At 60.4% G+C, this 11,993-nt stretch carries 9 protein-coding genes; 3 read left to right on the top strand and 6 right to left on the bottom strand.

All coding sequences use genetic code 11. The features are described from left to right. Nucleotides 1-62: 62 nt before the first annotated feature. The 3 genes from F0185_RS10120 to F0185_RS10130 are packed head-to-tail and all read right to left on the bottom strand — an operon-like array spanning nt 63 to nt 1,584. Nucleotides 63-911 carry a hypothetical protein gene (locus F0185_RS10120; RefSeq protein ID WP_167223939.1) on the bottom strand — a complete coding sequence of 283 codons (849 nt, stop codon included), beginning with the start codon at nt 909-911 and terminating at the stop codon, nt 63-65. Beyond that, on the bottom strand, nt 911-1,243 hold the full coding sequence (locus F0185_RS10125) for a hypothetical protein (protein WP_167223941.1): 333 nt from the start codon (nt 1,241-1,243) through the stop codon (nt 911-913). The genes F0185_RS10120 and F0185_RS10125 overlap by 1 nt, the downstream gene beginning before the upstream one ends. Continuing rightward, nucleotides 1,225-1,584, bottom strand: coding sequence for a hypothetical protein (locus tag F0185_RS10130; RefSeq protein WP_167223943.1), 360 nt, complete (start codon nt 1,582-1,584; stop codon nt 1,225-1,227). Before F0185_RS10130 ends, F0185_RS10125 begins: the two co-directional genes overlap by 19 nt. A 241-nt stretch (nt 1,585-1,825) precedes the next feature. Here F0185_RS10130 and F0185_RS10135 point away from each other — a divergent pair, with 241 nt between their 5' ends. After that, nucleotides 1,826-2,506, top strand: a complete 681-nt coding sequence (locus F0185_RS10135; protein ID WP_229476877.1) for a hypothetical protein — start codon at nt 1,826-1,828, stop codon at nt 2,504-2,506. Here the strand turns inward: F0185_RS10135 and F0185_RS10140 are convergent. After that, nucleotides 2,503-3,789 (bottom strand): site-specific DNA-methyltransferase, encoded by a 1,287-nt coding sequence (locus tag F0185_RS10140; protein ID WP_167223947.1) that lies wholly within the window; start codon nt 3,787-3,789, stop codon nt 2,503-2,505. The two genes, F0185_RS10135 and F0185_RS10140, sit on opposite strands and share 4 nt — an antisense overlap. A gap of 366 nt (nt 3,790-4,155) precedes the next feature. On the opposite strand from F0185_RS10140, the gene F0185_RS10145 reads away from it, so the two are divergent. Beyond that, nucleotides 4,156-5,931 carry a coiled-coil domain-containing protein gene (locus F0185_RS10145; RefSeq protein ID WP_167223949.1) on the top strand — a complete coding sequence of 592 codons (1,776 nt, stop codon included), beginning with the start codon at nt 4,156-4,158 and terminating at the stop codon, nt 5,929-5,931. Between the two features lie 268 nt (nt 5,932-6,199). Beyond that, the gene (locus F0185_RS10150) at nt 6,200-6,631 is read left to right on the top strand and encodes a hypothetical protein (protein ID WP_167223951.1); all 432 of its coding nucleotides are present in this window, start codon (nt 6,200-6,202) and stop codon (nt 6,629-6,631) included. A gap of 115 nt (nt 6,632-6,746) precedes the next feature. Here the strand turns inward: F0185_RS10150 and F0185_RS10155 are convergent, their stop codons facing one another. Beyond that, on the bottom strand, nt 6,747-10,538 hold the full coding sequence (locus F0185_RS10155) for a WGR and DUF4132 domain-containing protein (protein ID WP_167223953.1): 3,792 nt from the start codon (nt 10,536-10,538) through the stop codon (nt 6,747-6,749). A gap of 103 nt (nt 10,539-10,641) precedes the next feature. Then, nucleotides 10,642-11,757 carry a suppressor of fused domain protein gene (locus F0185_RS10160; RefSeq protein ID WP_167223955.1) on the bottom strand — a complete coding sequence of 372 codons (1,116 nt, stop codon included), beginning with the start codon at nt 11,755-11,757 and terminating at the stop codon, nt 10,642-10,644. Nucleotides 11,758-11,993: the final 236 nt, after the last annotated feature.

Raw genomic sequence — 11,993 nt, forward strand, 5'->3', positions numbered from 1 at the left:
GAGGGAGGTCCTGTATCCTGCGCAACGCTCGATTTTGTCGTCCTGTCGCCGGCCGTGAGGAGCTATGCGACAGCGGCCCAGGCTTGAATCTTCAATGCCACCTCGGCAGGATCGTTATGCGAAAACTGGGTGACCCCGGCCTCCTCGATCTCATTCAATAAATCGATGGTCTTTTTTGATGTCAGCACGTCTGCCGGTGTTTTTACTTCGGGAAGAACGACAAAAAGCGTCGGTTGCGCCTCCCGGTTGGACAGGTTGTGGGCTCGTGTTACCTGGAGCAGCGAAGAGTGGATGTGGCCGTGAATAGTCGAAAATAATGCATATCTGGCGGAGACGATATTTCCGTAACTATGGCCATTATTGAGCGCGATCGATAATTTCCTGGTCCCGATGACGACGGATCGGCCTGGAATGAAGGGATTGAATGTGTCCTGTGCGGACTTCACCGCCCTCATCATCGTCGTGTAGGCCCACTCGTCATCCATCGGGCTATCCCGATGATGACTGTCTTGCCATAGCGCGCCAGCTTGCCGCTTCAGCAGGGTCGTCAGTTCAACATCGATGTCGTGTGTTGCCAGATAGCCGCAAGGGATCACGCGCAAATGCGGCGAGCCGCTGTCGAGCGTCTTCAATAGTGCGTGATAGCTGGAGCGGATAGCGATTTCAGACCCGTCGAAAAGATCGCGCGTATCGGATGAGGTAATGGCATCACCGTACAGGTGGCTGAGTTTTGAAAGTGACGGGAGCCATTTCAGATGCGGTTGCGCATCACCGTCAATCGCTGCCGCCACGCCAACGATAAATTCTTGTTGGCTTCCCAAGTCGGGACGAAACGCAATAGTCGCCCATTCACCGGTCAGCAACGGTTCCGGTGATGGGGTAGCTCGCTGCAGAAGTTCCAGAAAGTTCATCAGATTAGCCTTTCGCAACTGGTGGCAAACGCCGGTCCCGTTGCGCGTCCTCGCATATATTCTACAATCGTATCGATATCGTCGGCGTCCAGCAAGCCAGGTAGCATGGCTGAAACGTGGGCCAGAATCGCGTCCCAGCTCGATTGCGCATTTCCATACTCCATGAGCGCTGCTGCACGCCATGCGGCCAGTTGTGAGCCGTTCAGAAAACTCTGTGCGAGGATCGCCAACTCGTTTCTGGGATGCGGGTCAGGCCATGAAGTATGCCAATACTTGCCGCCACCTACGCAACCTTGATCGATGGCCAAGTATTTCAAGTCGTCTTCGTACAAGAAGTTACCTTCATGCTGATCCAGCAAGCCGCCAGTCCACTATGCGTATCGATAAAATCAGCCAGGTCTGTGTTGAGATCCGGTAGTTGACGTTTCGACAGAAGAAGGATGCCACCTCTTCTGGGCTGCCGAATCCCACGTAGAGCGTTGACGATGTAGCCGATGGTTTCGTTCGCTACCCCACAGCTACTTGCTTCGTAGAGCTTAACAACGACGTCTTCAGGTTCACTGCCAGCGGGCCAGAGAACGCGGCCGATAAAAATTGGCTGGGCCGCTTTTTCAGCCCCGGGCAGGAGGCGTCCCAAATGTGCGGAGAAGCCGCGATAAGAGTCGGCTGCCAATATTGGTATCATCTTGGGCTGTCTTCTCGCATGTTGGGCAAGCTGAAGTGGATAAGGATACGGTTGACGCAGCTGAGATGTCGACTGTCACAATGCCAAAAAGCGACAGCCTACGCATGTGACACTCTTATATCACACTACAAATTCTTGTCTGCCCCATCGGCGCACAATGTCAATCCGCCGCGCCATCGAGCCCAAAATCGGTACACTGGCTGGCATTCAAATAGCTGCCGAGGCCGGGATGCGCACGATGGATTTCAGTTCATGGCAAGGAGCGCTGACGACCATCGTCGGCCTGGCGGTGTTCACCTTGCTCGGGGTGGGCGTGCGCATGCTCATGATGCAGACCATTCAGCAACGGCGCGAGCGCATGAACCGCCAGATCAACGAGCGCTTGAAAACGCTGATGTCCGCCTATCGCACCCTGGGCGGGTCGTTTACCGGGCAATTGACGGTCGATCCAACCCACTTGCGCGACGTGCGCCAGGGCGCTCCCGGCGCGCCGGAAGAGGCCGGCGCGGCCGAGGGACCGGCCAGTTCCGATCGCTCGCGCCGCATCCGTGACGCGGTCGAAGCGGCCCTGGCCGATATTCTCCTGCTGGGCACCGAAGAACACTGCCGCCTGGCGGGCCAGGCCGCGGCCGACCTGGCCGCCGGCCGTCCCATCCACACGGCGGACCTGGTCATTTCGCTGCGCAGCTTTATCCGCGCGGCGCTCGACCTGGGGCCGGTGCCGGGCGACGTGATCATTCCGTTGCAGGGGCCGACGCGCGCAGCGGCTGGCGCCGGCCGTGGCAAGGGTGACGCCAACCGGGGTGGCAACAAGGGCGCGGGCATGGAGATGCAGGGAGGCGGCGCCGGCCCGATGGGCATGGACATCGCGCCCGGCATGGGACGCAACGATGGCGGCCATGCCGGTTAATGGCGCGCTGCGGGGGCCAGGGTGCAGAAGCGAAATCCGCCACCGCCAGTCCATCCGACGTCGGCGCTCACGCCCGTCTTGTCGCCAGCGATGACCGTTATCAACCGGGCAAGGCAATGGGTGCGCGCCTGCTCGCCTTGTTCGATCCCAATATAGCCGCGTCCGGTTTTATGCGCGACAGCCGCCGTCGAGCCCGAGCCTGAGAACGGGTCCATCACCAGGTCTCCGGGCCTGGAAAACAGATCCAGCATCTTCTTGACATAGGCTTCAGGCTTCTTTCCGGATCGGAAATCGACACCGCCTTCATAGCGGCAATTTCCAAACTGGGGTGAGAAATCGTAAAAATTTTCGATGGGCAGTTGCGCGTCCTGCACCTCCAGGCTGCGCTTGTCGGTCGGGACGCCTTGAAAATACTTGCCTTTGGAGGCCGACGCTTTCTTTGGCCCGGTTAAATAGCGATAGCCGAGACCGTCATCGCCGATATTGGCTACCTTGTACAGCGCGCCGGCGCCATCCTCGTCAAAACGGCCCGCGAGGTAGTCCCGGAAGAAGCGCCCGGAGGAGTTTCCATCGAGAATAGACCCGGACGCCCATATTTCCTTTAACCCATCAACGTGGCCTGCCACTTTGTTGATTTCGTACTCTCCCGGCCGGAACACTTGCACCGCCTTGCCTCCGAGGGTGATGGAGCGGCCGTGCGCCAACTCGACAATCTCGAAGTTGAACTTGTCGAAGCCTTCGGTCTGAATCGATGGCTTATAGGGTTTCGCCGCGCAGGAACGGCGGTATACCAATGCCTGCTCAATCTGCTTGTGATACGCCATGTCGGACTTCAATGTCTTGGACGTGTATCGCACCTGGACATACATCGACGTTTGGTAGTGTGAACGGCCGAATATTTCATCCATCAGCACTTTGGCGTAATGGCTTTCAGCATCGTCAATGTGAAGAACGATGAAGCCGTCCTCGCTTAACAGCTCGCGCAGCAAGACCAGGCGCGGATACATCATCGACAGCCATTGGCTGTGTTCCAACTTGTCATCGTAATGCTCAAACGCGCTTTGGGTGTTGTAGGGAGGATCGATGAAAATGCATTTGACCCGCCCCGCGTACAAGGGCATCAGGGCTTTGAGCGCCAGCAAGTTGTCAGCCTGAATGAGCAGATTGCCGGCACAGGCGCCGGTGATATCGCCGTGGACAGACTCCTGCTTGAGCAAGTGGCAGGGCGCCTCGTGAGTGGCCGCCTTCGCTTGATTCTTGTTTGCCCAGTCTAAAAACGGCATCGTTTGCTCTTTCTTTCCTTTTCGGGGCAACAGGCGACATGCCGGCCCCCCTTCCATCAGACTGATACGGAGCCGGCGGATGGGCTGCGCAATCTGTTCGCCAGGCACTCTGGCGTGGCAAGGGTAACGGATACGCGCAGAGCGGACAAGCGTGCCGACCCTGAACAGGCGAGGCGAGCAGGAAGTACGATACGGGAATATGGCTTCCATGATGTGGGCCGGCATCAATGGGACCGGGCAGGCCACCATCTCGTGGTATGTTTTGCATGCGAGGCACACAATTGCAGGCCCTGCCGCCATGCGCGCACGCCGCATGGCTAAGCGGTGCTTGAAAGGGCTTGTTGCAGTCTTCGCTGTGGTGTTCCGTTGGCGTTCCCCGCTTCTTTGCAATTTCTAACATTCGGTGGTTTTCGCGTGGGTCATTTTCTTTCCGTTGTGTTCCAGACCATCCGACGTAATCTGTTTGTATTCACGTTCATTGTCCTCGCTCTCGTTTCCGCAAAATGGATCCGCAGCGAGTGGATGCACGTTCAAAGCATTGTGAAGGACGTTCCGGCGCTGCGCGCAGTGCAAGAGGATGTGAGCGACCATCAGGCGACGGTCGCCCAGCGCATTGCGCGGCAGGTGGAGCAATTGTCCGGGGCGACGGTGCAGCAGCTTGATGAGCAAATCCGCGGCATCGACAACGACATCAGCCTTCAGCAGCGCGAGCTGGATAAGGTATCGCTAGCGTCCGACGCATTCAAGGGCGCGGATCGGATAGTAGAACATGTAAGGCAGCAGGCCATGCGTGGCGCCGAGATCGAACTGCGGCGCCAGGCGAAGGCTCATCTGGTCGCCTTGCGTGCGCACCTTGTTGTATTGGGCAACCGGCAGGCTGCGCTGCACACACTCGAGCAACTTCGGCTCTCGCACGTGAAAATTTACGCGGCCTACCAAAGCATGCAAAAGGAACTGGACCATAGCCAGGCAGTGGGAGGTTTGCTCGTCAACCTTCCCTTCACCGAGCCATACGAGCGCGTGCAGCAATTGGAGAGGGCAGTCAACGATCTGCGCGCCGCGAACAGGAAAGCGTACAAAGATTTTTTGGTGCAGCAGGCGCTTCTTGAGCGGATGTCGCTTCCCACCCCGATTGCCGCATTCCGGGTTGATGAGCAACGCCTCGTCATGATTGGCGCACCGCTGCGGGAGCGGCTGCGCCAGGCGGAGGGGCTGGCGGCGCAGAACCACGTTTGGCAAGCTTACCAGGCCGTGCGTCCGGTACTGCCAGTGGCGCTCGGTGTGCTGATCGGATGGTGGCTGGTGCCGGCCGCCATCCGCACCTTCTTCTATTTTGTGCTGGCGCCGCTGGCCGCACGCAGGCCTGCGATTGTGATCGGTACAACACAGGGAAACGCGCCGGCTTCACCTTCCGCCAACGCGCGGCGAGCGCGTCACAGCTCAGTTATTTCCGCGGTATCCCAGAACGTGGTCTTGGCGGCTGGCGATGACATGCTCATCCGTCCGGACTATTGCCAGAGCCAGCCCGAAGGCGTCAATGTTACGACGACGTTGCTGTTTAGCTGGCGCCACTGGTTTACCAGCATCGCCGCGCATTTATGGATGTTGAAGCGGCTTCGTACCGCGCAGCCTGCCGATGTGGTGGTGTCGTCCACCGTCGACGCGCTCGATGAAGTCGCCCTTCTCGAGATTGCTGCCGGAGAGGCGATCGTGCTTCAGCCACGCGGGCTGGTCGGGATGATCTGCAAGGCCGGGCAGCGCCCCACCATTCGCAGCCACTGGCGCCTGGGCACCCTGCATGCATGGCTGACGCTGCAGTTGCGTTACCTCGCTTTTGAAGGACCAGTCACGCTCATCGTCAAGGGCTGCCGTGGCGTGCGGCTGGAAAGCGCCGTGAGCGGCCGGATCATCAGCCAGGATGCGACTTTGGGTTTTAGCGTCAATGCCATGTACGCCACCGTCCGCGCCGACCCGTTTATTCCTTATCTGAGGGGGCGGCAGGCGCTTTTCCACGATAAATTCAGCGGGCAGGATGCCTACTTCCTGTACGAGGAAGTGCCGCGCAATGCGCGTCCGGGCGGGCAACAGCATAATCCCCTGGAAGTCGTGCTCGATGTGGGCCTGAAGGCTTTCGGGATCTAGATTCTGTTTGCGATGAGGAAGTAACAGGCTGAAGTCTTGCGCATGGTCTTCACCACGAGCCCATGCCGCTGCTAGCGTGAAGCCTCTATTGGCCGCAATCAATATTTTTGATCAGGAGGAAGTCATGGCTACGTCCGCTGGCACGCGGCGCTGCCAACTCAATCATGAGCAACACGCATTCGACGTAAAATGGCCGTCGCGTCGTCATGCCGGGCTTGGTGCCCCGTCGGCGCGAAGAGCTCCCCTTTCTGAAAGACCAATGAGAACGATGCGCACACATACCTTGGCTGCTTTGCTGGTGGCGCTGGCTGCGCCGCCCAGCATGGCTGGAACGAATGCGGGCTCGGCTGTGCTCGGACGGTGGACGGTGACCGGAACGGCAGGCGCGCAGGAAACCACGTCGCTATCAAGCGACGATGTCGACAAGCTGCTCGGTACCGATTTCGTTGTCACAGCTGAGTCCGTGCAGTTCGCTGGCGAAAAATGTGACAAGCCAACATTCAAGCAATCTCGCCACAACACAACTAACTTTTTTTGGCGCGAGTTCAAGTTTGATCCGCGCAGCATGCGATTGCCCGATCCTGTCACTGAAATTGCGATAGATTGCCTCCTGCCTTCTCCAATCACCTTCATCTATGTCAGGGATAAGCGCCACATCGTCTTCTTCTGGCGCGGATTTTTTCTCGATGCAAAGCGGTAGCGCGGCAAACAGGACATACCGTGTGAACGGGCTTTGAGAAGCGCGCAAATGTGGGCTTTGCGCGTGGTTTTCCATTTGGGCGCTTTTACAAAACCGCTAACCAGACGCCACCCGCCTATGCACACAGCCCGGAGATATCGCGTATCAATTCGCTCAGGGCAACCGGGTCGAGCGTGGACAGGCTTTCTGTCGGCGAAGGAAAACCGTCCCGGTTGGCCTTGCCGTACTGTACGAAGGCGAGCGTCTGCTCCGGGTTCTCGGTCAGATTGCCGGTATAAATGCCGGGACCAAAGGAAAGCATGGCCGCCTTGTCAGTGCCGATCGGCTTGCAGAAGTAATACATGCAGCCGTGGTCTTCCGCACTGCCGCGGCGCCAGCCCCGGTTGACCAGACCGAGTATCCGGCCGGTCGGCACCACCTTGCCCTCCCACCTCTGCAATGTGCACCCGTCCAGCTCGTCTGCTTCAGCGCGATAGCTGTCGCGGCCGAGCTGCGCGAATGGCTGCAGCAATTCGTAGTCGGCGAACAGCTGGCCAAAGGCTGTAGCGTCGCTGGCGGGCAGTTCCAGCGCATGAGGAATGCCGATCCGCACGTCGGAACCGTCGGGAAGCACAAAATCCTCGTCGCCGGCGCCGGTATAGAGGCCCTCCGGCGTCACCCGGAAACAGGCGACCAGGCGCGCCCGCTCCTGCGCCACCTGCTGGTACACGCCCCATATCAGGCGTTGCACAAGGTGGCGCAGCAGCGGGTGCTGCGCCAGGACGGCCACGAAGACATCGACAGTCCAATGACGTGGCGTACACATGGCGCACTCGAGCCGGAATACCTGCTGCGCCGCGATCACCTTGGCATCCTTTTTTAGCAGCTTGAAGCGCGCCACCGCTTCTGCCGCCAGGGCCTGGTCATCGCTGGCTTTCGGTTTCGGCAGGTCTTTCAGGCGCGCCCCGCTGTCGTCGCGCACATAGGGATTGAGAGTCTCGTCAAAGCCGACCGTAAACCGGCGCGGCCCGAAGTCCAGTGTGAGCTTGCCGTTATCGTCCAGCCCCAGGTCCGGCGCCAGCCGGTCCTCGAGCTCCTCGATGCTCAGATTGCGCGTGTCGGCGATCTGCGCGATCTTGGCCCGTGCGCGGTCCTGCAGGGCCTTGAACTTGAGTTTTTTGGCGATGCCGTTCAGGAGCATGAGCGCAGTATCGGTGCCGATGGCAGCCAGTATGTCCAACCCTGCTGCCGCGCGTGCGTGTTGCGACTGGCCGGGCCACGCCCGCACCAGCGGCGTCAGTTTGCGCGCGCTGTGATCGTTGCCCAGCATCCCCAGCGCGAGAAAGGCCCAGCCCTCCTTGGCCGGGGCGCCGGCGTCCATCCAGGCCCTGAACAGATCCCAGGCGAAAGCGTCCAGCGAATCGGACGTGCACGCCGCCTTGACGTCGACGATGCCGGCGTAGGGGCCTTCAATGGTGGGAAAGCGCAGCATGGTCCCGAGATGGTCGAGCGCCTCGTCGGGCAAACCCTTGCCGCTAGCGGCGAGGACCGGGCGGGTCCATCCGGCCGGCTGCCAGAAATCGGGCGCCTTGATGCGCTTGTCGGGGTAGCGGTCGAGCGGGTCTTCGTCCAGCAGCGCGCGCACGCGCAGCGCCACGCCCGGATCGGGGTAGCGCTTCGCCACCGCCATCAGCAGAGCGTCGTGGCCTTCCGCCGCCAGCAGGCGCAGCGCCAGCACCGCGCAGCTGCGCTCCGGCCCAGGCAGCGCGAGCGCATACGCGATCAGGCCGCAGGCGGCATGTTCGGGAAACGCCAGCAGCCACTGGCGCGCGGTATCGCGCACGGTCTTCAGCTCTGCAAAGGCACGCGCAACGGGCAGCGCCAGTTCGACTGCCCCCAGGTGCAGCGCGACGTGGAGATTTTTCAAGGCACGGAACGTGCAGACGAGGACCATGCCGGGGATCGCGCCGACACCCGAGCGGGCAAGGACAAAATCGATATCGTAGTCGTCCTGGCAGGCGAGCTCATTCCAGAACGCCAGCCCCGTTGGCTGCGGCATAAGCATGGCGTTGCGCGCACTGAAACAAGGGCACTCGTTGCGGCTGTCGCGAAGTTCGATCCACAATGCGGCCAGGTCAGCGCCATCGTGCTTCGCCAGGCAGCGCGCGACACGGTCAGTGTTCTTCTTGCCGAGGCGGAACCACTCGATCAGCTCAGGCAAGTTGCCCAGCTTTTCGATGCGCGTCTGGTCCCACTCGCTCGGCACGAGGAGTGCCTCGCGTTCGCCCTCGGCCCACTGTTCGACGGGCGCCAGGTCCAGCGGATCGAGCTCCATCGGTGCCGCTGCGCGGCGCCGTGGCAGCGTCCATGGCGCCACGGCCAGCACGCGCGGCAAATCGGCCGGCCCGGCCAGGTCGGCGCGCTCGCCAATTTGCGCGCTCACGATGTCGATGACCTTGTTGGCCTCGTCCGAGAGCCATGGCCGCAGCGCGGCCAACATGTCGGCCTGGCTGCGCAGCAAGGTCGCGAGCATGGGCGCGAACGCCGTCATGGCCTTGCGCTCGGCGCCGATCATCTCGCTCAGAGCGGCAATGCCAGCCAGCGGCCAGCACTGCACGGCAGCGGTGAAGCGCGCCATCGCCTCTTTGCCGGTGCTGCTCGCCGCGGCCAGCGCGCGCATGGACGAAGGCGTGCCGATACAGGCCAGGCCCTCGGCAGCCAGTTCATTTTCCGGATACGCGACCAGCAGCGCCTCGGCAGCGAGGCCGCGTTCCTGCAGCAGCGTGGCGACCAGCCGGGGGTAGGTGAAGCCCGATTCGGCGCCACGGTATGAGGGCGGCGCATATGTCATCAGGCGCACGGTTTGCGGCGAGCTTGCCCCCAGTTGCAACCAGTACGCGGGCGTAAAGTCAGGGGTGGCCGCGTAGTCCAGTATCAGCTGCTCGCACCAGCCGGCCTGCTCGGAAAACAGCAGGCCGAACAGTGGACGGCGCTTGACCGGCAGGCCGGGCACGGCTGCCTGGCAGAGCGCCAGGCATTGATCCCATGTAGCCTGGTCTGCATGGGCCAGGTGTGCGCGATAGGCCAGTTCGGTGGCCGTGTAAATGCCGTTGCTCGTGTAGTTGAAGGCATTTTCGTCGGCATCGGTGAAGCTGAAGTAATACTCATTCGATCTGTGCTCGACGGTGCAGCTCCAGCGCTCCATCTGCAACAGCACCTCCAGCGCGTAGACCAGGCCCTTGCGTGCCACCAGAAAATCGACGAATGCCGACCCGGTGCTGCGCGCCGCCTTGCTGTAGGAAGGTAATTTTGCTTCGGCCGCAAGCAGGATCGCGTCCGATTCCAGCGAGCCTTCCCATTGGTCCTGATGGAAGCGTGTAGCAGCCTCGTTAACAGCGGGTTTGAAAGCCTCGGAAGCCACGTCGTACTCGGGATAACAAAAGCTCTCGGTCATCGCTTCGCAAAATTTGTCCCACAGTTTTGCCAGGTCGTTGCCTGGCTTTTTGCCGGGAAAGCGGCGTGACGGCAGCGCCAGCGCGGCCAGCTTCGGCGGTATGACGACGAGGGTGGCGAGTGCCAGCCACGGGGCGATATCAGTGCGTGCGCCAGGGGACGCGGGCGCTGCCGCAAGCGGAGCGATGGGTTCCGCCGGTGTCACAGGTGGCGTCGCTGCCTTCGCATCCGGGACGGGCAGCGGGAGCGGCGCTGCGACAGGGGTACCGGCACCTGTTTCGACATAGCCCTTTGCGGTCTTCTCCTTGACCAGCTTGGCCAGTGCAGCGGCCGCCTTGGCCGCATCGGCATGAACCTTGGTCTGGCGCTGGCCGGTCGTGCCGGATTTGCCAAAGCAAACGTTAAGCTCGCAATCATCCTGTTCAATGCTCCAGAATTTCCGGGATGTGCCGTCGTCAAACTCGAAATGCCGCATGCGATCCGCCTTATTGTTGTGTGCGTGAGTCAAACTGATAACATTGCATTATCGCTCATGTATGTCGGCAGGCGCGGCTACAAACCCGTGCTGTGAACGATCCTCACCACACTTCCAGTGTGAGCGTCCGTTGCTCGCCGCTGTCCGAATGCGATGCATGCATATGGATGCGCGAAGGGACAAAACTCGTCTCCTTGTATTCAGGGCGCACGTCCAGGTTATTGACTGCGCCTTCCTCAATCCATGCCCGCAGCGCTTGTATATGCGCTGTCCGTTGCCGAACCGTCCTTGGCGGGACGTACACGACATTCATCGCCACATCTTCCCCGCCAAACTCGGCGGGGAACATCAAGAGCCTTGCCAATTGCCCCTTGGCCTCGAGCTCTTTTGCCTGGCTCAGGCTCGCCACCTGCGCAAAGTCGGGTTCCTCGATACGAACAACACTGGCCCGGTCCAGAATGCTCATCTGGCCCACTCCGGCTTTTTTCAGCTCGGCCAGCAAACGATCGCGCCCGTTCGTCATCGACCAACGCATTTCGTCTTCCGTGATCACGGTTGCGACAAGCAGTGCCATCTTCCCGTTGGGAAGGTCAAGCTGATCGGGGAGCGGTGCCTGCGCCTTGCTGATGAGCAGAGTCACCGATTTCCCTTCGCCGATCCCGATCTGCTCAACCGTGATGCCCTGGTGCTTCTCCACGAAGCCGAGAAAGTCGGCGTCTTTGAGCACCTCCGCTTTGGCCGCCCATTGCAATAGCCAAAGTGGCCAATCAGCATTCTCCCTGGCGAGGACGATCAACTCGTAACCATAGCCTGGGCGATCGGTGCGCGGCCTTATGTTTGCCTTCTGGCGCAAGGTGCCGGCCAACCCAACGGTTCGCTGGCCGTGACTGTCGCTCGACGTGGACTGCGTATCGACCATCTCGACTGTGGCGGGCATATCGGGATTGGACAGCCCGAAGGTGGAGTAGATGACCCCTGGCTCACCCGCGATCCTGGTCGGGATGACGTACAGCCCTCCGCCTGGCCATACGCCGGAAAGATCCATCATCTGGAGGATGTCAGCTGGCAGTGTTCCAAAATGTCGTTCGAACAATCGGGAACGCGCGTCGTAGACCTGCTGCCAGCGTATCTCATCCACCGACGGTGCGGGTTTGCTACCCTTGGCGCCTGTGCCTTGGTCCTTCTTGCTTCCACCAAACAGCTTGCCAAACAGGCTCATCGTGCATCTCCATATCAATGCCTTATATCGCTCTTGAACAGCCAACCGGCCAAATCGCCGGAATTTCCCTACAGTATATCCGCTACGAAATTGATGTTCTCGTAAAGACGCCACGCAATGCGGAAAATTCCGTGCTGCATCAAGGGGGAGATATAAGAAACGCGGCAGGTCAATCAATGGGCCACCAATACAAGAGAGAAAATGAGCGATTGTCTGAGCGTCGAGCCATAGACCAA

The sequence above is a fragment of the Massilia rubra genome, assembly GCF_011682065.1.
GTDB lineage: Bacteria > Pseudomonadota > Gammaproteobacteria > Burkholderiales > Burkholderiaceae_D > Telluria_A > Telluria_A rubra.